21 protein-coding genes are annotated in these 19720 nt (G+C 67.8%); 10 read left to right on the top strand and 11 right to left on the bottom strand.

Annotated features, from left to right (window positions below):
- Positions 1 to 8 precede the first annotated feature (8 nt).
- On the bottom strand, positions 9 to 911 hold the full coding sequence (gene kdsA, locus ACWGL1_RS04085) for a 3-deoxy-8-phosphooctulonate synthase (protein ID WP_434735077.1): 903 nt from the start codon (positions 909 to 911) through the stop codon (positions 9 to 11).
- Positions 912 to 1035: 124 nt separating this feature from the next.
- Here kdsA and sseA point away from each other — a divergent pair, with 124 nt between their 5' ends.
- Positions 1036 to 1881: a 3-mercaptopyruvate sulfurtransferase gene (gene sseA, locus ACWGL1_RS04080; protein WP_452111260.1), complete on the top strand. Its 846-nt coding sequence runs from the start codon at positions 1036 to 1038 to the stop codon at positions 1879 to 1881.
- Here sseA and ACWGL1_RS04075 read toward each other — a convergent pair whose 3' ends face one another.
- Entirely contained in the window at positions 1882 to 2826 is a 945-nt protein-coding gene (locus ACWGL1_RS04075) for a DMT family transporter (protein WP_452111259.1), read from the bottom strand.
- A 129-nt stretch (positions 2827 to 2955) separates the two neighbouring features.
- Between ACWGL1_RS04075 and ACWGL1_RS04070 the strand changes: the two genes are divergently transcribed.
- From ACWGL1_RS04070 to ACWGL1_RS04060, 3 genes are read left to right on the top strand one after another with little or no spacing between them, the layout of a single operon-like run.
- Positions 2956 to 3372, top strand: coding sequence for a YbaY family lipoprotein (locus ACWGL1_RS04070; RefSeq protein ID WP_452111258.1), 417 nt, complete (start codon positions 2956 to 2958; stop codon positions 3370 to 3372).
- A gap of 3 nt (positions 3373 to 3375) precedes the next feature.
- Positions 3376 to 3615 carry a ribbon-helix-helix domain-containing protein gene (locus tag ACWGL1_RS04065; RefSeq protein ID WP_291781958.1) on the top strand — a complete coding sequence of 80 codons (240 nt, stop codon included), beginning with the start codon at positions 3376 to 3378 and terminating at the stop codon, positions 3613 to 3615.
- Entirely contained in the window at positions 3612 to 4340 is a 729-nt protein-coding gene (locus ACWGL1_RS04060; RefSeq protein ID WP_291781955.1) for an SIMPL domain-containing protein, read from the top strand. Before ACWGL1_RS04065 ends, ACWGL1_RS04060 begins: the two co-directional genes overlap by 4 nt.
- 24 nt (positions 4341 to 4364) lie before the next feature.
- Here the strand turns inward: ACWGL1_RS04060 and ACWGL1_RS04055 are convergent, their stop codons facing one another.
- The 3 genes from ACWGL1_RS04055 to ACWGL1_RS04045 are packed head-to-tail and all read right to left on the bottom strand — an operon-like array spanning position 4365 to position 5223.
- Positions 4365 to 4712 (bottom strand): DUF488 domain-containing protein, encoded by a 348-nt coding sequence (locus tag ACWGL1_RS04055; protein WP_343829226.1) that lies wholly within the window; start codon positions 4710 to 4712, stop codon positions 4365 to 4367.
- Between the two features lie 4 nt (positions 4713 to 4716).
- Positions 4717 to 5028 carry a hypothetical protein gene (locus tag ACWGL1_RS04050; RefSeq protein ID WP_452111257.1) on the bottom strand — a complete coding sequence of 104 codons (312 nt, stop codon included), beginning with the start codon at positions 5026 to 5028 and terminating at the stop codon, positions 4717 to 4719.
- Between the two features lie 9 nt (positions 5029 to 5037).
- A complete protein-coding gene (locus ACWGL1_RS04045; RefSeq protein WP_452111256.1) occupies positions 5038 to 5223 on the bottom strand; it encodes a hypothetical protein in 186 nt (61 codons plus the stop codon).
- Between the two features lie 160 nt (positions 5224 to 5383).
- Between ACWGL1_RS04045 and ACWGL1_RS04040 the strand changes: the two genes are divergently transcribed.
- The 3 genes from ACWGL1_RS04040 to ACWGL1_RS04030 all read left to right on the top strand — a co-directional run bounded on the left by ACWGL1_RS04040 (position 5384) and on the right by ACWGL1_RS04030 (position 11141).
- Positions 5384 to 7732: an ATP-dependent helicase gene (locus tag ACWGL1_RS04040; protein ID WP_452111255.1), complete on the top strand. Its 2349-nt coding sequence runs from the start codon at positions 5384 to 5386 to the stop codon at positions 7730 to 7732.
- A complete protein-coding gene (locus ACWGL1_RS04035; RefSeq protein ID WP_452111254.1) occupies positions 7729 to 8976 on the top strand; it encodes an O-antigen ligase family protein in 1248 nt (415 codons plus the stop codon). The genes ACWGL1_RS04040 and ACWGL1_RS04035 overlap by 4 nt, the downstream gene beginning before the upstream one ends.
- Positions 8977 to 9044: 68 nt before the next feature.
- A complete protein-coding gene (locus ACWGL1_RS04030) occupies positions 9045 to 11141 on the top strand; it encodes a DNA topoisomerase IV subunit B (RefSeq protein ID WP_291781940.1) in 2097 nt (698 codons plus the stop codon).
- Positions 11142 to 11188: 47 nt separating this feature from the next.
- On the opposite strand, the gene ACWGL1_RS04025 is transcribed toward ACWGL1_RS04030, so the two are convergent.
- The 4 genes from ACWGL1_RS04025 to tig form a co-directional block, all read right to left on the bottom strand.
- Positions 11189 to 11731, bottom strand: a complete 543-nt coding sequence (locus ACWGL1_RS04025; RefSeq protein WP_452111253.1) for a cytochrome b — start codon at positions 11729 to 11731, stop codon at positions 11189 to 11191.
- 101 nt (positions 11732 to 11832) lie between these two features.
- Positions 11833 to 12474 carry an ATP-dependent Clp protease proteolytic subunit gene (locus ACWGL1_RS04020; protein ID WP_003165321.1) on the bottom strand — a complete coding sequence of 214 codons (642 nt, stop codon included), beginning with the start codon at positions 12472 to 12474 and terminating at the stop codon, positions 11833 to 11835.
- Positions 12475 to 12581: 107 nt separating this feature from the next.
- Entirely contained in the window at positions 12582 to 13541 is a 960-nt protein-coding gene (locus ACWGL1_RS04015; protein WP_452111252.1) for a hypothetical protein, read from the bottom strand.
- A 101-nt stretch (positions 13542 to 13642) separates the two neighbouring features.
- Positions 13643 to 14986: a trigger factor gene (tig, locus tag ACWGL1_RS04010; RefSeq protein ID WP_291781927.1), complete on the bottom strand. Its 1344-nt coding sequence runs from the start codon at positions 14984 to 14986 to the stop codon at positions 13643 to 13645.
- A gap of 172 nt (positions 14987 to 15158) precedes the next feature.
- Between tig and ACWGL1_RS04005 the strand changes: the two genes are divergently transcribed.
- Positions 15159 to 15860: an MBL fold metallo-hydrolase gene (locus ACWGL1_RS04005; RefSeq protein WP_312217776.1), complete on the top strand. Its 702-nt coding sequence runs from the start codon at positions 15159 to 15161 to the stop codon at positions 15858 to 15860.
- 61 nt (positions 15861 to 15921) lie between these two features.
- Here the strand turns inward: ACWGL1_RS04005 and ACWGL1_RS04000 are convergent, their stop codons facing one another.
- A complete protein-coding gene (locus ACWGL1_RS04000) occupies positions 15922 to 16224 on the bottom strand; it encodes a hypothetical protein (protein ID WP_452111251.1) in 303 nt (100 codons plus the stop codon).
- Between the two features lie 184 nt (positions 16225 to 16408).
- On the opposite strand from ACWGL1_RS04000, the gene ACWGL1_RS03995 reads away from it, so the two are divergent.
- On the top strand, positions 16409 to 16642 hold the full coding sequence (locus ACWGL1_RS03995) for a con-10 family general stress protein (protein WP_291781918.1): 234 nt from the start codon (positions 16409 to 16411) through the stop codon (positions 16640 to 16642).
- Between the two features lie 79 nt (positions 16643 to 16721).
- Here the strand turns inward: ACWGL1_RS03995 and egtB are convergent, their stop codons facing one another.
- On the bottom strand, positions 16722 to 18887 hold the full coding sequence (gene egtB / locus ACWGL1_RS03990) for an ergothioneine biosynthesis protein EgtB (RefSeq protein ID WP_452111250.1): 2166 nt from the start codon (positions 18885 to 18887) through the stop codon (positions 16722 to 16724).
- Positions 18888 to 19083: 196 nt separating this feature from the next.
- Between egtB and ACWGL1_RS03985 the strand changes: the two genes are divergently transcribed.
- Complete coding sequence (locus ACWGL1_RS03985) at positions 19084 to 19695, top strand: sigma-70 family RNA polymerase sigma factor (protein WP_452111249.1); 612 nt, start codon at positions 19084 to 19086, stop codon at positions 19693 to 19695.
- Positions 19696 to 19720 lie beyond the last annotated feature (25 nt).

Raw genomic sequence — 19720 nt, 5'->3', positions numbered from 1 at the left:
TAGCGGATTCACGCCGTCTTCGCCATCGGCCCCTTGTGACCCAGCTTGATGGCCAGGTCGTCGAAGGCGATCAGTTCGGCGGCCAGAGCCTCGAACTGGCTCAGCGGCACCATGTTCGGACCGTCCGACGGGGCGTTGTCCGGGTCTTCGTGCGTCTCCATAAAGACGGCGTCGACGCCGACCGAGACGGCGGCGCGCGCCAGCACCGGCACGAACTCGCGCTGGCCGCCCGAGGACGTGCCCTGCCCGCCCGGCTGCTGGACGCTGTGGGTCGCGTCGAACACCACCGGGCAGCCGATCTCGCGCAGGATCGGCAGGGCGCGCATGTCGCTGACCAGGGTGTTGTAGCCGAAGCTGGCGCCGCGCTCGCAGGCCATGACGTTCGGATTGCCCGCGCCCGTGACCTTGGCGATGACGTTCTTCATGTCCCAGGGCGCCAGGAACTGACCCTTCTTGATGTTGATCGCCTTACCCGTGGCGGCGGCGGTCAGCAGCAGGTCGGTCTGGCGGGACAGGAAGGCCGGGATCTGCAGCACGTCCACGACCTCGCCGACCGGGCCGCACTGGGCTTCGGAGTGGACATCGGTCAGGGTCGGCAGGCCGGTGACTTCACGGATTTCGGCGAAGATCGGCAGGGCGTCCTTCAGGCCGATGCCGCGCGCGGCGCTGGCGCTGGTACGGTTCGCCTTGTCGAAGCTGGTCTTGTAGATGATGCCGAGGTTCAGCCGCTCGCCGATCTCCTTCAGCGCATGGGCGGTCTCCAGCGCATGCTGGCGGCTTTCCATCTGGCAGGGGCCGGCGATGAAGACGATGCGGGCGCCGCCGCCGATGACGACGGGTTTCTTGAGGCCTTCGGACAGGGTGATGACGGCATTCGGAGAGGTCACGGCGGCGCTTTCGACTGGTTTCAACGGCGGTCCGCGGGCCTGTGCCGCGACTTTGAGTCGGACAGGTGGCGTCGCGGATGCGTTTTCGCAACTTATCGGGCGACTCAGGCCCTGACCACCGGCCGCGCGATCATGATAGTCTGATCACATGAGCACGACCGACACGCCCTTGATCTCGACCGACGCCCTGGCCGCGCGGCTGGACGTGTCCGACCTGCGGATCATCGACGCCAGCTGGTGGCTGGACGGCCGCGATGCGCGGTCGGATTTCGAACGCGAGCGGCTGCCCGGCGCCGTCTTCTTCGACCTGGACGCCGTGTCGGATCGGGAAAGCCCTTATCCGCACATGCTGCCGTCGCCCCAAGCCTTCGCCGAGGCGATGGGCGCGATGGGCGTCGAGGAGACGGACGACATCGTCGTCTATGACGCGCAGGGCCTGTTCTCCGCGGCGCGAGTCTGGTGGACGCTGCGGACGATGGGCGCCCGGCGCGTGCGCGTGCTGGACGGCGGTCTGCCGAAGTGGAAGGCCGAGGGGCGGCCTCTGGAGGGCGGAGTTCCAGCCGCGCCAGACGCCGCTCGCTTCGAGACGCAGTTCGACGCCGACGCCATGGCGGATTTCAATCAGGTCGGGGCCGCGCTGGCGGACGGCCTTCAGCTGGTCGATGCGCGCGGCGCCGCTCGGTTCCGAGGCGAAGCGGCCGAGCCGCGTCCTGGCGTGCGAGCAGGTCATATGCCGGGGGCGCTGAACCTGCCCTTCTCCAACCTGCTGAACACGGACGGGACTTTGAAGCGGGGCGCGGCGCTGGAAGAGGCCTTTCGCGCGGCGGGCGTCGATCTGGAGCGGCCCGTCATCACCAGTTGCGGCTCAGGCGTGACGGCGGCGATCCTGACGCTGGGGCTGGCCGTGCTGGGGCGGCCGTCGCGCCTCTATGACGGGTCGTGGGCTGAATGGGGCGCCCGGCCGGATGCGCCGATCGCGACCGGCGCCGCCTGATCAGGCGGCCGAACGCTTGGGCGCGCGGATCAGGAACACCTGTCCGGCCAGAACCAGGGCCAGGCCGAGCAAGGCCAGCAGGCCGAAGCGCGCGCCTTCGAACATCACCGACACCAGCATGGCGATCGGCGGCGTCAGGGCCGAGATGTAGCTGGCGGTCGCATATCCCCTCGCCCGCGCGATGGTGAAATACAGGCCGAAGGCGACGACCGAGCCGAACACCGCCAGATACAGCAGGGAGATCACATAGGCCGGGCTCCACGCCACCGACCAGGATACGCCCGTGACCAGAGCGTAGAGCGCCAGCGTTCCCGTGCCGTAGGCCATGGCCCAGGCGGTGGACGGCAGGACGCCCGAACCGGCCTGCTGTCCCCTCCAGGCGAACCAGTTGCCGAACGCCGAGGCAACGACGGCGATCACGGCGAAGCTGACGCCGGCCACGGCGTGGACGCCCAGCCCCGCCCCCATCACCTCGCCCGCCGACAGGACGCCGACGCCGACCACGCCCAGCCCCGCGCCCAGCCAGGCGGCCGGCGCCGCCTTCTGCTTCGACGCCACGCGAAACAGGATCAGGTTGAGGAAGGCCAGGGCGGCGAAGATCACCGCCACCACGGCCGAGGCGATCTTCTCCTCCGAGGCGTAGACGAAGGCGTAGCTGATGGCGAAGGAGAACAGCCCCTGTCCCAGCGCCGCCAGATGCTGCCCCCGGGTCAACGCCAGCCGCCCACCTGTCGCCTTGACGATCAAGGCCAGCAAGGTCGAGGCGATGCCGAAGCGCAGCACCACCGACACCACCGGATCGACGGCCCCCAGTTGGAAGGTGATGGCGTACCAGGTCGTGCCCCAGATCAGGGCGCAGACCCCGACCCCGCCGAAGGCCAGCAGGGCCGGCGACGGCAGGCGTGAAGGCGGAGTTTCGGAATGGGGAGCTTCAGACTGGGACACGCCGGCGACTCGATCGAAACGAAACGGGAACTTCCGATAGCACCGCTTCCTATCCCGCGTCTCTCAAACTGTTGCAGCCTTATGCGACGCTGGCGCGTTCTGTTAAGCTGCCCCTCAAAGGAGACGCCGATGCGCCTGTTCCTCGCCCCTCTCGTCCTGGCCCCGGCCCTTCTGGCCGCCGCCTGCTCGTCCATGCCCGAGAGCCCCGCAGCCTCCACCCAGGTGCAGATCACGGCGACCTATCGCGAGCGCATCATGCTGCCGCCGGGCCATGTTCTGACCGTCAAGGTCGAGGACGTCAGCCGCGCCGACGCCCCTGCCCGCGTCCTGGCCGAGACGACCCAGCGCCTGGACGGCCGCGGCCCGCCCTACGCCGTCACTCTTTCGGTGCCGAACGACAGGATCGACAGCCGCATGGAGTACGCCGCCCGCGCCGAAATCCGCGATCCGTCGGGCGCCCTGCGCTTCACCACCGACACGCGCCATTCGGTCCTGACGCGCGGCGCGCCGAACAGCGTCGAGATCGTGATGGTGGGCGTACGCTAGACCTTGAGCAGTCTCGTCAAGCGATCGGTGCTGCTGTCCGGCCACGCCACCTCGGTGGCGCTGGAGCCTGAGTTCTGGGCCGTGCTGGACGCCATCGCGGCCGAACTGGCGCTCAGTCGGTCCGGCCTGCTGATCCGCATCGACGCCTGGCGGGGCCGCCGCCCCCTGGCCTCCGCCTGCCGCATCCTGGCCCTGCAGTGGGTCGGCGGCGACCGCAGCTTCGCAGAAGAGAAGACCTCATGAGCGCTGACATCGACAGGAACCGCCTCATCCCCGCCGCCGTCTTCGGCGGACTGGTGGCCATCGGACTGATCGGCGGCGGCGCCCTGATCGGCCAGGGCGTGGTCAACGCCCGCGCGGGGGACCGCTCCGTCACCGTGCGCGGTCTGGCGGAAAAGGACGTGAAGGCCGACCTGGCCGTCCTGCCGATCCGCTTCACCGCCTCGGGCGACGTGCTGTCGGAGGTGCAGGCGCGGATCGACGGCGACCTGGCCATCGTGCGGCAGTTCCTGAAGGCCCAAGGCTATCCCGACGACGCGGTGGACCTGGGCCAGTTGGGCGTGGCTGACACCCGCTCTCGCGAGTACGCCAGCCAGACCGGCGGGCCGCGCTTCATCCTGACCCAGACCGTCATCGTCCGCACCACGGATGTGGACCGGGTCCAGACCACCACTCGCAATCTGAACGATCTGGTGCGCCAGGGCGTGGTGCTGCAGGACTTCCAGGGTCCGTCCTACCTCTTCACCAAGCTCAACGACGTGCGGCCCGCCATGATCGCCGAGGCCACCGCCGCCGCCCGCACCGGCGCCGAACAGTTCGCCAAGGATTCCGGCGCGCCTCTGGGGCCGATCAAGACGGCGGGGCAAGGATCGTTCGAGATCCTGTCGCGCGACGGCGCCGGCGACGAGGCCAGCACGCCGAACAAGAAGGTTCGGGTCGTCACGACCATCAGCTATCGGCTGAAATAGGTCCGCGAAGGCCGGGATGAGCGGTTAGAGGTTGGCGAGATAATCCGCCAGCACCACGGCGTCGTTGTGCGCTTCGTCCCTCGCCCCATAGACCAGCGTCGCCGGACCGTCGGCGAGCGCGGCCTTCAACTCGGACACGGCGTCGCCGTTGGCCTTGAGCTCCGCGCGATAACGATGCTGGAACTCCGTCCATTTCTCGGGGTCATGGCCGAACCAGCGACGCAGTTCGGTGCTGGGCGCGATCGCCTTGAGCCACAGGTCGACATGGGCCTTGTCCTTGCTCAGCCCCCGCGGCCACAGGCGATCGATCAGAATGCGCGTTCCGTCCGATTTCGACGGCGGCTCATAGACCCTCTTCAGCGCCGGCTTCATCAGCTCAGTCCTGAGAAGGCGGGGTCGCCACCTGCGGCGGTTCGCTCGGGCGGGGCAATTCGGGCGGAGCCGGGCGGTCGGGCACCTCGGGAAGGCGCGGCGTCGGCAAGGTGATGTCGACATCCAGGTTGGGTCGCTCCGGCTCCGGAACACGGCCGCTCCCGAAAACGAACCAGGCGATGACCGCCACCAGCACCACCAGGCCGCCGACGACGAAGGCCAGGCCGACGCCACCGCTCTTTCGCGGCGGAGACGAAGAGGTGTTGATCGTGGTCTGATGCACCACCCGCTCGGGAGGAAGGTTCGGATCGGTCATGGCCTCGCCTCAATTCCCGCCCGGCGCGGCCGGCGCCGAGACCTCAGGCAGCTTGACCTCGACATCGACGTTCTTGGTGTCCGGCGCTCCGTCTCGTCCCAGCAGGAACCAGGCCAGGATGGCCACCACCACGACCAGACCGCCGACGATGAAGGCGAGACCGGCGTTCCCGCCGCCGCTGGAGTTTTCCGCCATAAGGCATCCCTTCCCTTTGTTGGCCTGTCATCTGGGACAACGGCGCTCTGGCTGCACGGTTCCGGAAACAGCCCGTGCGATTAGGCCTGACTTTGGCCGCTGTGCTGCTTATGTTCTCCCTTCAGATTCCGACGGGGCGACCGCCCCAGACGCCGCCCGAGTGCTTGCCCCTGTGACCGACCTGCCCGCCCCCCGCATTTCCGACCTCGCCCGCGCCCAGGCCCCGCAAGGGCCGGCGGCCGACTATCTGGCGGGCCTGAACCCCGAACAGCGCGAGGCGGTGGAGACGACCGAGGGGCCGGTGCTGGTGCTGGCGGGCGCGGGCACGGGCAAGACGCGCGTCCTGACCACGCGACTGGCGCACATCCTGGCGACGGGCCGGGCCAAGCCGTGGGAGCTGCTGGTCGTCACCTTCACCAACAAGGCCGCGCGCGAGATGCGCGAGCGGATCGGCCATCTGATCGGCCCGTCGTCCGAGGGGCTGCGCTGGCTGGGCACCTTCCACTCGGTCGCCGCGCAGATCCTGCGTCGCCATGCGGAACTGGTCGGGCTGAAGTCCAGCTTCACCATACTCGACACCGATGATCAGGAGCGGCTGCTGAAGCAGCTTCTGGAAGCGGCCAACATCGACACCAAGCGGTTCACGCCCAAGTCGCTGGCCCATATGATCGACCACTGGAAGAACCGCGGCTGGACGCCCGACAAGCTGCCGCCCGGCGAGGACTTCGCCAACGGCAAGGGCCCGGCGCTGTACGCCGCCTATCAGTCGCGGTTGGCGACGCTGAACGCCTGCGACTTCGGCGACCTGTTGCTGCACAACATCACCATCCTGTCGAAACATGCTGATCTAGCGGAAGAATATCGTCGCCGGTTCCGCTACATCCTGGTGGACGAGTATCAGGACACCAACGTCGCCCAGTATCTGTGGCTGCGGCTGCTGACCTCCTCGACCGGCAATGTCTGCTGCGTCGGCGACGATGATCAGTCGATCTATGGCTGGCGCGGGGCCGAGGTGGACAACATCCTGCGCTTCGAGCGCGACTTCCCCGGCGCCAAGGTCATCCGGCTGGAGCGCAACTATCGCTCGACCAAGCACATCCTGGGCGCGGCCTCGGCCCTGATCGCGGCCAATCAGGACCGGCTGGGCAAGACCCTGTGGACCGAGGACGACAGCGGCGACAAGGTGCGCGTGCGCGGCGTCTGGGACGGCGAGGCGGAGGCCCGCTTGATCGCCGACGAGATCGAGACCGCGCGCAAGCAGGGCATAAATTACAAGGACATGGCCGTCCTTGTTCGCGCGTCCTTCCAGATGAGAGCGTTTGAAGAACGCTTTCTGATGCTGGCCATTCCCTATGTCGTCATCGGCGGGCCGCGCTTCTTCGAGCGAGCGGAAATCCGCGACGCACACGCCTATCTGCGCCTGATCCAGTCCGAGGACGACGACCTGGCGTTCGAGCGCATCGTCAACGTTCCCAAGCGCGGCATCGGCGACACCTCGGTCCAGAAGATCCTGCACATCGCGCGCGAGAACGGCGTCTCGGCCATGCAGGCGGTGCGCCACCTGATCACGACGGACGAGCTTCAGGCGCGCACCCGCACGCCGCTGGCCAACTTCGTGCGCGATCTGGACCGCTGGCGCGACCTGATGGCCATGGGCACGCCGCACTGGCAGGTGACGGAGACCCTGCTGGACGAGAGCGGCTACACCGCCATGCAGAAGGCCGACCGCACCAGCGGCCAGACGCGGTTGGACAACCTGAAGGAACTGACCCAGTCGATGCAGTCCTTCGAGACGCTGCAGGCCTATCTGGAGCACGTTTCACTGGTCATGGACCTGGAGCGCCGCGACGAGAACGCCGACGGATCGGGCTCGGTGCAGATTATGACCCTGCACGGCGCCAAGGGGCTGGAGTTCCCTCTGGTCTTCCTACCGGGCTGGGAAGAAGGCGTCTTCCCCAGCCAGCGCAGCATCGACGAGAAGGGCGTGAAGGGCTTGGAGGAGGAACGCCGTCTGGCCTACGTCGGCGTCACCCGCGCCAAGCAGGATGCGCGCATCAGCTTCGCCGCCAACCGCATGGTCTATGGCCGCTGGACATCTCAGTTGCCCAGCCGCTTCGTCGATGAACTGCCGATCGCCCACGTCGAGCCGCAGTCGGACACCGGCTATTACGGCGCCTCGACCGGCATGAAGGAGGCCAAGAGCCGCTGGGACGACGCCCCCTCCTTCGGCGGCAGCTATTCCAGCCCTGGCTGGAAGCGCGCCCAGACCTATACCGCGAACCAGACGCCCAAGCCCGCCTATGCTCGTCGCGCAATGATCGAGGGCGAAGGACGCCTGATCGCCACGGCTGATCCCAAGGCGGCGTCCGGCTGGGCGCGCGGCGACCGGGTCTTCCACCAGAAGTTCGGCTACGGCCACGTCCGCGCGGTCGAGGGCAACAAGCTGGTCGTCGCCTTCGACAAGGCCGGCGAGAAGAAGGTCATCGACACCTTCGTGGAGAAGGCGTGACGGGGGCGACCGCCCTTTCACGACGCGATCCCGACGCCCCCACCCTGTGGGAGCAGGCGGCGGCCGGTCTGATCCTGACCCTGCTGTCCGGCGCCCTTCTGGGTCCGATCTTCGCGCCGCAGCAGCAGGAAACGCCGGTGCTGCGGCTGATCTGGCCGCCGATCTATCTGGTGATCCTGAGTCTGATCGGATTTCGCGCACGCCGGATGGCGGCGGCCTGGCCCGCTTTCATCCCCCTATTGCTGATGGTCGTCATGGCGCTGGCGTCCAGCCTATGGTCCCAGGCCCCGGATGTGACCGAGCGGCGCGTGCTCGCCCTGGGACTGACCGGGATCTTCGCCGTCTATCTGGGCGCGGTCTTTCGCGGGATCGCCCTGCCCCGACTGCTGACCGCGACCTTCCTGACCCTGGGGATCGGCAGCCTGATCGCCGTCTTCATCTTTCCGGGGTTCGGCATCCACCATGAGGCCAACGCCGGCATGTGGCGGGGCGTCTGGTACGAGAAGAACCAGCTGGGCATGGTCATGGCGGTCGGCCTGATCGGCGCCTCCGCCCTGCTGGCGGCGCAGACCGACGTGAAGGATCGTCGCTTGGCTCTGGCCGCCCTGGCGGTCTGCACCCTGGCCTTGCTGGGCTCTCAGTCCAAGACCGCCCTCGTCATGGCGGTGCTGGGCGGCGGTCTGGTGCTGCTTTGCCGGCTGGTGCGGCGTCTGGGGCCGGTGTTCGGCGTCATCGCCGTCTGGTGCATGGGCGTCGCCCTGGTCGGCGGCCTTTGGGCCTGGAGCGAGTTCTCCGTCGAGATCCTGGCCTTGTTCGGCAAGGACCCCAGCCTGACGGGCCGTACGGAAATCTGGGACGCCATCGGCCGCATGGCCGAGCGCAGGCCCTGGCTGGGCTACGGCTACAGCGCCTTCTGGCTGCCGCACTCGGAACCGATGGAGTGGATCCGCCATGAGACGGGCTGGCGCGTCCCGTCCGCCCACCAGGGCTGGCTGGACCTGCGCGCAGAGCTGGGCTGGGCCGGCGTCAGCCTGGTCGGCGTCGTCGTGGCCGTGACAGCGGCCGCCGTGCTCATGCGCCTGTCCAGCCTGGGGCGACGCGAGGGCTACTGGAGTCTGGCCTGGCTGGCGGCCTTCCTGCTGCTGAGCCTGTCGGAAAGCGTGCTGATGCGGCATCAGGATCTGCCGTGGACCCTGTTCATGGCGCTGATGGCGCGTAATCTGATCCCGGACCGAGCGCCCTGACGCGGGCCTTGCCCCCGCCGTCTTCGAAGCCTACCAGACCCTGCCCCGAATCGCCGCAAAATGCCCTGATGGACGACCTGTTTTCCAAGCTCGACGACGCCGAACCGGCCAAGCCCGCCGCCCCTGCGCCCGCTGCGACGCCCGCTCCCCAGGCGGCGCCTCCGGTTGCGCCTCAGCCCGTGCATGAACCGAAGGTCGAGCTGACGTCCCACGCCAGCGCCGCGACGGCGGCCGCCACCGGCTATTCCGCCTCCTCGATCGAGGTGCTGGAAGGCCTGGAGCCCGTCCGCAAGCGCCCCGGCATGTATATCGGCGGCACCGACGAGCGCGCCCTGCACCACCTGTTCGCCGAGGTGCTGGACAATGCGATGGACGAGGCCGTCGCCAAGCACGCCAAGCTGATCACCGTCGACTTAGACGCCGAGGGCTATCTGTCGGTGCGCGACGACGGGCGCGGCATCCCGGTCGACCCTCATCCCAAGCACCCCGGCAAGTCGGCGCTGGAAGTCGTCATGACGGTGCTGCATTCGGGCGGCAAGTTCTCGGGCAAGGCCTATGAGACATCGGGCGGCCTGCACGGCGTCGGCGTCTCGGTCGTCAACGCCCTGTCGGAAAGCCTGGACGTCACCGTCTGGCGCGACGGCTTCGAATGGCGGCAGTCCTTCAGCCGCGGCCTGTCGCAGGGACCGATCCAGCAGGTCGGCCCGTCGAAGAAGAAGGGCACCCTGATCCGGTTCAAGCCGGACGAACAGATCTTCGGCGTCGGCGCGGCCTTCAAGCCCGCCCGCCTGTTCCGCATGACGCGGGCCAAGGCCTATCTGTTCCGCGGCGTCGAGATCCGCTGGACCTGCGCGCCGGAACGCATCACCGACCAGACGCCCGCCCAGGCGACGCTGCACTTCCCCGGCGGCCTGGCCGACGCCCTGGCCGAGCGCGTGGGCGAGATCGAGACCGTCACCCCCGTCTTCGCCGGGCGCGTCGAGCGCAAGGGCGAGGCGGGCGCCCTGGAATGGGCTGTGACCTGGTCCCCCATCGGCTTCGGCGACGCCGACAGCTTCGTCGCCTCCTACTGCAACACCGTTTCGACCCCCGACGGTGGCACCCATGAGGCGGGTTTCCGCGCCGCCCTGGTCAAGGGGCTGAAGGCCTATGGCGAGCTGACCAATGAGAAGCGCGCCGCCCAGATCACGGCGGAAGACGTCATCGCCAATGCGGGGGCGATGATCTCCATCTTCATCCGCAACCCCGAGTTTCAGGGCCAGACCAAGGACCGCCTGTCCTCGCCCGAGGGCGCGCGCCTGGCCGAACAGCTGCTGCGCGACCCCTTCGACCACTGGCTGACCGAGAGCCCGAAACAGGCCAACGCCCTGCTCGGCTTCGTCATCGACCGGGCCGAGGACCGCCTGCGCCGCCGCAAGGACAAGGAAGTCCAGCGCGCGGCCGCCACGCGCAAGCTGCGCCTGCCCGGCAAGCTGTCGGACTGCAGCCGTCAGGCCGCCGAGGGCACCGAACTGTTCATCGTCGAGGGCGACTCGGCCGGCGGCTCGGCCAAGCAGGCGCGCGACCGCACGACCCAGGCCATCCTGCCCCTGCGCGGCAAGATCCTGAACGTCGCCTCGGCCACCGCCGACAAGCTGCGCGCCAACGTCGAGCTGACCGACCTGATGCTGGCGCTGGGCGTTCAGGCGGGCAGCCGCTTCAGCGTCGACGACCTGCGCTATGAGCGCGTGGTCATCATGACCGACGCCGACGTCGACGGCGCCCACATCGCGGCCCTGCTGATCACCTTCTTCTACCGCTCCATGCCGGACCTGATCCGTCAGGGGCGGCTCTACATGGCCCTGCCGCCGCTCTATCGGATTTCGGCAGGCCCGCTGTCGGAATACGCCCGCGACGACGCCCACCGCGACGAGCTTCTGGCCAGCGTGTTCAAGGGCAAGAAGACCGAGATCGGCCGGTTCAAGGGTCTGGGCGAGATGATGGCCTCTCAGCTGAAAGAGACCACCATGGACCCGAAGAAGCGGACCCTGGCCCGCGTCGCCCTGCCCGACAGCGAGGAAGAGATCGAGGATCTGGTCGAGCGCCTGATGGGCCGCAAGGCCGAGGCCCGCTATCAGTTCATCCAGGAAAACGCCCGCTTCGCCCAGGCCGACCTGGACGTCTGATGACGTCTCCCGCCGTCGCCCTCTCGGCGACGGCGGGTTGAACCAGCCTAGCCGATCATCCGGCCGACCGTGTCGTCCTTCCAGATGAAACGGTGGACCAGCACCATCAGGATGTGGCCCGCGATGGCGGCCAGCAACACCCAGGCCAGCAGGCCGTGCACGGCGTTGGCCGGAGCGGTCATCCACGACACCTCAGCCCAGCCGCCGTCGATCAGGCGCACGCCGAACACGTCCAGCGGCTTGCCCGATCCATACTGCCGCAGCAGCGCCAGCGACGGCACGATCAGCATCAGGGCGTAGAGCGCCAGATGCCCGACCTTGGCGGCCCGTCCCCAGAAGCCGCCGCCGTGCGCCGGGCGCGTCTTCATATTATAGAGGCCCCACAGGGCCCGCACCACGATCAGGGCCAGCAGGACGACCCCGATCCCCTTGTGGGTTCCGACCCAGAAGGCGGTGATCGGCGCCTTGCCGACGATCAGCTTGATGGCCATGCCGGTGAACTGCCAAGCCAGCAACAGGACCATCGCCCAGTGCAGCGCGCGCGTGACGGGCCCATATCGGAAACCGTCGTCTCTCCACTGCGTCGCCATGAATTCCCCTTTGCCGATAACGAGTCTCAAACATGATTCGAGGCGGAATCCGTCGCCGAATCCCGCCTCGCAAATTGTCGCAGTTTGAGGCCGGCTAAGGCTCAGGGAGCCTTGACGCCGTCGTCATCCGCCTGGGTGCGCTTGTCATAGACGTGGTCGACGATGCCCCAGGCCTTGGCTTCCTCGGCGGTCATGAAGTGGTCGCGGTCCAGGGTGCGCTCGACTTCCTCATAGGTCCGACCCGTGTGCTGGACGTAGATTTCGTTCAGGCGGCGCTTGGTGGCGATGATGTCCTCGGCGTGGCGCTCGATGTCCGAGGCCGTGCCGCGGAAGCCGCCCGAGGGCTGGTGCACCATGACCCGCGCGTTCGGCAAGGCGATGCGCTGGCCCGCTTCACCGGCCGTCAGGATCAGCGAACCGGCCGAGGCGGCCATGCCCATGACCACGGTCGAGACCGGCGACTTGATGTACTGCATGGTGTCGTAGATCGCGAGCGCCGAGGTCACCTGACCGCCGGGGCTGTTGATGTACATGCTGATTTCCTTCTTCGGGTTCTCCGATTCCAGGAACAGCAGCTGGGCGCAGATCAGCGAGGCCATGCCGTCTTCGAACGGGCCGGTCAGGAAGATGATCCGCTCGCGCAGCAGGCGCGAGAAGATGTCGAACGACCGCTCGCCGCGGCTGGATTGCTCCACCACCATCGGCACCAGGTTGTTGGAGATGTAGTCGATCGGATCGCGCATGGGGTCTCTCGGATTCATGGCGCGCTTGAGTCGCGCCCTCGCTTCAGCATATCGCGTTCGCCTCGGGCCTGCGCAAGGCGCATCCGCCGGGGGAGCGGACTTATCGCCTATCGATCGCGACGACCGTGCACCACTTCGTCCGCGATGCCCCGCGTCTGGGCCTGCAGGGTGAAGCGATTGGGCGTGGCGCGATACAGGGCCGCCAGATAGTCGCGGTCCCAACGGGTCATCTCCGTGATCTCGTCCGGCCGGGTGAACAGGTTGAGGATGGTGTCCTGCCCCGCCAGATCACCCTCGGGATTGACCTGCGCCAGGGCGATGAAGGCCACATAGTCGACCAAGGCGCTCATCCGAACCTGGGTCGTCCGGGTGAAGTCCACGATGATGACGACGCGCGCCAGGTCATCGCGCACATTGCTGCGCAGGCGCGAGGATTCGCGCACCGTATTGGTCGGATACTCCTCGCCGTCCAGGCGGACGGCGATCTCGCCGGTGTCGATGTTGACCGGCAGGCTGACATGCCACCAGCGCACGGGGGCCTCGCCCTCCTGGAAACGCTGCAGGGCCGCCCGGCCCCGATCGGTCGCGCCGCGCGCGGGCCGATAGCCGCGCGGATCGTCCTTCACCAGGGCCTTGGCCATCTGGGCGCCGTCGTCCGTCCCGACGATCATCACGTCGACCTTGCAGCCCGGCCCAGCGACGTCGCCGCCGGCCTCGATGATGCGCTGAGCCACGCGGTCGATGACGGCCTGGGCGTACTGCGGCGTCAGATGGGCCGTCGCCACGCAAACCGGCTTGTTCCAACGCGCCAGGGGACGCCCAGCCGGAGGGGCCATGTTGCTTTCGATGAAGGTGTCGACCCGCGCCCGCAGTTGGGCGTCGCGCAGGGTGGCGGCCACCGTGACGTCCTCGACCTGAACGGCGTCGAGGTCGGGCGTGGTCTGAGATTGAGCCGAAGACTGGGCCGGGGCTTGGGCTTGGGCTTGGGCTTGGGCTTGGGCTTGGGCTTGAAGAGGCTCCATCGACGTCAGCCCGGCCGCCAGGGCGATCATCGTCCAAAAGGCCATGAGGTCGACTCCAGAATCAAAAAGGGCCCGCCGAAGCGAACCCTTTTCATTTGCCTGAATGGCTGACGGAACGACAGTTACCGATCCGTAAGACGACGAGATCAGCCCTCGTCTTCTTCCTTCATCAGCTCTTCCTTGGAGATGGCTTCGTCCTTCACCTCGGCGACCGAGACGATCAGGTCGACGACCTTCTCTTCATAGATCGGCGCGCGCAGCTGGGCGGCGGCGTTGGGGTTCTGGCGATAGAAGTCCAGCACCATCTTTTCCTGACCCGGATAGTTGCGGGCTTCGGCCATGATGGCGTTCGACAGTTCCTGATCCGACACGCCGACGTTGTTGGCGCGGCCGATCTCGGCCAGGACCAGACCCAGGCGCACGCGGCGCTCGGCGATCTTGCGATACTCGGCCTTCAGTTCGTCTTCCGACTTCTTGGCGTCTTCTTCCGGCAGCTGGCCGGCGTCCTTGTCGGCCGAAACCTGGGCCCAGATGCCTTCGAACTCGGCGTCGACCATCTTCGGCGGCAGGGCGAAGTCGTGGCCTTCGTCCAGCACGTCCAGCAGGGCGCGCTTCAGCTTGAAGCGGGTGGCGCCGGCGTATTGCTGGTTCAGGTTGGACTTCAGCAGTTCCTTCAGCTGGTCCAGCGACTCCAGTCCGATGCGCTTGGCGAACTCGTCGTCGATCTTGGATTCGACCTCGGCCTTGATGGCCTTGACCGTGACGTCGAAGGTCGCGGCCTTACCGGCCAGGTGCTTGGCCTGGTACTCTTCCGGGAAGGTCACTTCGATGGTCTTTTCTTCACCGACCTTGGCGCCCTTGAGCTGCTCTTCGAAGCCGGGGATGAAGCGGCCCGAGCCGATCACCAGGTCGGCGTCGGTGGCGGCGCCGCCGTCGAAGGCCTCGCCGTCGATCTTGCCCAGGAAGTCGATGGTCAGCTGGTCGCCGTCGGCGGCCTTGACCGTCTTGCCCTTCTTGTCCTCGTAGGACTTGGCCTGCGAGGCCAGTTCCTTCAGCGCTTCGTCCAGGTCCTCTTCCGAGGCCTCATAGGTCGGGCGGGTCAGCTTCAGGGTCTTGGGGTCGACCGGGGTGAATTCCGGCATGACTTCCAGCGACATCTCATAGGCCAGGTCTTCCTGACCGGCGATGACCTTGTCCATGTCGGAGGTCAGGTTCATCTCGGCCGGAGCGGCCGGACGCAGCTTCAGCTCTTCCAGAGCGCCCTGGCTGGTCTCGTTCAGCGAGGCGTTGATGATTTCGCCCATGAAGTCACGGCCGAAGGTCTTCTTGACGTACGAGGCCGGCACCTTGCCCGGACGGAAGCCCTTCAGCTTCATCTGGGGAGCCACTTCCTTGATGCGGGCTTCGAGCTTTTCATTCAGCTCTGCGACGGGAATGGTCACCGCGATCACGCGGCTGAGGCCTTCGTTCGACTTTTCGACGACTTGCATGGTCGGGTATCTGACGCTCTGTGGCGACGCCGCAAAGGCGCGCGGTGGATAAAGCAACAGGGCCGCCCCTTTCGGGAGCGGCGCCTCGGAGCCCGCCCTTATGTCGAGAAGGGGCCGAAACGTCAACGCAACGCGGTTCCTTTGTGGTCATCGGGCCGCTATCTCATGACGCATGAGCCAGCCTTCAGCCCCCATCGGCGTCTTCGTCACGCCCGTTACGCCGCTTCAGCAGAACTGCACGACGGTCTGGTGCACGAAGACCAAGAAGGCCGCCGTCATCGATCCGGGCGGCTCAGTCGACGCCATTCTGGGCGAGGTCGCGCGGCGCGGACTGACGCTGGACGCCATCTGGATCACCCACGGGCATCTGGATCACGCGGGCGCCGCCGCCGAGATGCAGGAAAAGACCGGCCTCGACATCGTGGGGCCTCATCCTGAAGACCAGTTCTGGATCGACCTGATTCCCACGCAGGGCCAGAAATACGGCCTGCCCGAGGCCCGCACCTTCACCCCCACGCGCTGGCTGGACGACGGCGACGTTCTGACGCTGGGCGAGACGACGTGGGAGGTCTTCCACTGCCCCGGCCACACGCCCGGCCATGTGATCTTCTTCAACCGCGAGGCCCGCTTCGCCCAGGTCGGCGACGTGCTGTTCCAGGGCTCGGTTGGCCGCACCGACTTCCCGCGCAGCGACCATCAGGCCCTGCTGAGCGCAATCACCACCAAGCTGTGGCCGCTGGGCGACGATGTGACCTTCGTGCCGGGCCACGGGCCGCATTCAACGTTCGGTGCTGAACGGCGCAGCAATCCCTTCGTCTCAGACCGGGCCATGCAGGCGGCGCCGATCGCGCGCCCGGCCTCCGGCCCGGCCTGACCCCTTTGATGTCGGACCATTGATCTGAGTTCGGATTGATTCAATCCGAACCTATCATGGTCTAGCGCGCGGCCAGCAGGCCGATCAGGACGCCGATGCCGAGCGCATAGAGCGTCATGCGGATCGGTTCGTCGCGAATCGCCTCGCAGGCCTGAGAGCCGCGATGGCGGGCCCAGTCGCGCATTTCCGCCGCATCCTCGCGCACGGCTCGGCGAAGGGGACGCGGCCGGGCGCCGGCCGCCAGGATGTCATCAGCCGCGCCTTCCAGGCGGTCGCCCAGGGTCGAACGACCTTCGGTGATGTCTTCGGGCGACGGAGCGCCGTCGGCGTCGGCGTCGGCGATGGGGTTCTTGGAAACCGGCATGGGCTAAGCTCCTGAAATCTGCATTCCGAGCTTCGATGAACCCGCCGGAATCCGCGCGGTTCCCCCGCCGAGCACGCGCGCGGCCGCCGTTTGCCGAACAGGGTTTTAATCCTTTGTCGGAACCTCCGCGCCGGGGCCGGGTTCTCTTGCGCAAGCGCCACCGTCTACGAAAGGAACATCTGAAATGGCCGAAGGTCAGCCCACCCGCGGCTCCGGTGTTTCCAAGCGAGGCTTCGCCTCCATGGACCCGGAACGTCAGCGCGAAATCGCTCGCAAGGGCGGCGCCAGCGTCCCCAGCGAGAAGCGCAGCTTCTCCCAGGACCGCACGCTCGCGGCCCAGGCCGGACGCAAGGGCGGCGAAGCCTCCCACGGCGCGCGAAACAAGACCGGTCAGGACCCGGCGCCGCCGAAGCGCTGATCCCCCGCGATCGATTTCATAACCTTCCGACGGCGTGGGAAACCTCGCCGTTTTTCTTTGGCTGACAGCCGGTCGGCGGTCAGCAGGCCAGAAGGGCCAGGGCCACGCGCGGGACGTCGCTGACCTCGAAGGCCTCGACGCGCCAGCCGGCGGCTTCGGCCAGGGCGCGCACGCGGGCCTCGTCGAACTTGCGCGAGTTCTCGGTGTGGATCGTCTCGCCCTGCGCCAGACGGAAGACCAGCTTGCCCAGCCGCACCGTCATGGGGCGCAGGGCCTCCAGATGCATCTCCATCCGCGCCTCTGCCTCGTTCCAGACGGCGCGGTGGGCGAAGGCGTCCAGGTCGAAGTCCGCGCCCAGGTCCCGATTGGCGCGGGTCAGGACATTCAGGTTGAAGCGCGCCGTCACGCCTTCGGCGTCGTCATAGGCGGCGATCAAGGTCGGGGCGTCCTTGATCAGGTCGACGCCCAGAATGAACAGGGCGTCCGGTCCCAGCATGTCGCGCGCGCCGCGCAGGAGCGCCTCGGCCGTCGCCGGCGAGAGATTGCCGATGGTCGAACCGGGAAAGAAGCCGACCCGCCGACCCTGCCCCGCCTCGGCCGGCAGGACGCCCAGATGCTCGAAGTCGCCGACGATGGGCAGGACCTTCAGATCGGGATAGGCCTGCCTCAGGCGGGCGGCCGCCTCCTCCAGCGCCGTGGGGCTGATGTCGATGGGGACATAGGCCGCCAGATCGGGGGCCGCGTCCAGCACGATGCGCGTCTTCTCGCTGGCGCCCGAGCCGAGTTCGACCAGCACGGCGTCGGGGCCGAAGCGTTCGGCCCAGCGCGGGGCGACCCGCCGGAGCAGCGCCGCCTCCTGCCGGGTCGGATAGTATTCCGGCAGGCGGGTGATGGCCTCGAACAGCTCCGACCCGCGCGCGTCATAGAACCATTTGGGCGGCAGGCTCTTGGGCGACGACGCCAGGCCCGCGACCAGGTCGCGGCGGAAGGCCTCATGCTCGTCATCGGTCTCGTCGCCTCGGGCCGCGTCGCCGGGATCGGACGCCAGCCGGACGCCCGCGAAGGCCCAGCGCTGATCAGGGTAGAAGAAGTTGCGATAGGTCGGCCGCGCATGTCCCGGCGCCGTGGCGAAGGCGCCGCCGCGCAGCACCATCTGATTGGCCATGAACTTGCCGTTGTACTCGGCGGCCGTGCCCTCGGTCGGTCGAAAGCCGGGGTAAGGGCCGTAGGCGCCGGCTGTCCACTGCCACGCCTCATTGTCCAGGTTGGAGAAGGCGTCGGGACGGCTGCGGGCGGCGTGTTCCCATTCCGCCTCGGTGGGCAGACGCCGGCCCGACCACCGCGCGAAGGCGTCGGCCTCATAGAAGCTGACATGGCGCACCGGCGCGGCAGGATCCACCGGCCGCCGCCCCGCCAGGGTCATGACCGTCCAGCCCGCCCCGTCCTCTCGCCGCCAATAGAGAGGCGCGGTCCAGCCGCACGCCTGGACCGTCGCCCAGCCGTCGCTCAGCCACAGTTCGGGCCGGGCGTAGCCGCCGTCATTCATGAAGGCCAGCCAGTCGCCATTGGTCGTCAGGTCGGCGGCCAGGGCGAACGGCTCAAGCCAGACCCGGTGCGCAGGCCGTTCGTTGTCGAAGGCGAACCCCTCCTCCCCCGCGCCGGTCTCGACAAGGCCGCCCTCGAACGCCTGCCAGCCTCCACGCGACGGCTGGAGCGGCGCATGGCGAGGCTCCTCCTCATAGGCCGCCGGGTCCAGCGGCGAACGCGACATCAGATGCAGGAGGTCCATCAGGAAAAGCTCCTGATGCTGCTGCTCGTGGTTCAGGCCCAGTTCAAACAGATAGCGGCGCAGGGCGTCGAACGGCGCGGACGCATCGGCCAGGCGCGCCTCCATCCGACGGTCGACTTCGGCGCGATAGGCCATGACGTCGGCCAGCGAAGGCCGCGTCATCAGCCCCCGCTCGTCCCGACCGATCCGGTCGCCCAGGGCCTCATAATAGGAGTTGAAGACCCGCCGCAGCCGGGGGTCGATCGACTCATAGCCCGGCCGATCGAGCAGCATGGTTTCGAAGAACCAGCTCACATGGCCCAGGTGCCACTTGCCCGGACTGGCTTCGGCCGTGGACTGGGCCTGCAGGTCCTCGGCCGAGAGGGACGCCGCCAGGGCAGGCAGCACGGCGCGCACCTGCCGATAACGCTCGAGATCCCCGGCGGCCTCCGCCGGTCTGCGCAGCATTCCGGTCATGACGCCCTGTCCCCCTGGATGAATGTCGTCTGTCGCCACCTTCCTGAAATGCAGCCTGCGCAAAGGCGGTTCCGCCGGCGCGACGGCCGCCAGCCGGCCGGTTGAGAGGGGCGGCGCAACGGAACAGGCGTCGTCAACCGACGTTCTGATGGGGTTCCGGCGCCGACAGGGCGCAGGTCATTCAGGATCCCGCAGCATGCCCCAGATGCGCATGCCCGAGGGGCCGAACGCCATCGAGCCCCCGCCATCGACGCCCGATCCCGGCCGGTCGCCAGACCTGACGAACCCGGCCAATTGGCGCGCCATGCTGGCCTGCCAGATTCCGGCGTTGCGGGCCTTCGCCTTCTCCCTGGCGCGCAACCGGGCCGATGCCGATGATCTGGTGCAGGAGACGCTGGTCAAGGCGTGGACGCATCGGACGCGGTTCGAGGCCGGGACCAATCTCAGGGCCTGGCTGTTCACGATTCTGAGAAACAGCTGGTACACCGGCGCCGCCCGCCGACGCCGCGAAGTGGCCGATGAAGAAGGCCGCCACGCCGCCGGCCTGACCGCTGAGCCCAGCCAGGAATGGACGGCGGAGCTGACGGCGCTCCGAACGGCGCTCAACGCCCTGCCGCCCGAGCATCGCGAGGCGATCATCATGGTCGGCGCCGCCGGGCTTTCCTATCAGGAGGCGGCCGATATCGCCGGCTGCGCCGTGGGCACGGTCAAGAGCCGGGTCAACCGCGCGCGTCGCCGTCTGGCCCTGCTGCTGGCGCACGAGACGCCGCTCGACGGCGAAGAAAATAATGAGGACGACAACAGCTAGACCGGAGGAACAGAGGCCCCGCCGA

It is taken from the genome of Brevundimonas sp. NPDC055812, from assembly GCF_053616535.1.
This window is presented reverse-complemented; position numbering and strand designations above follow the sequence as displayed.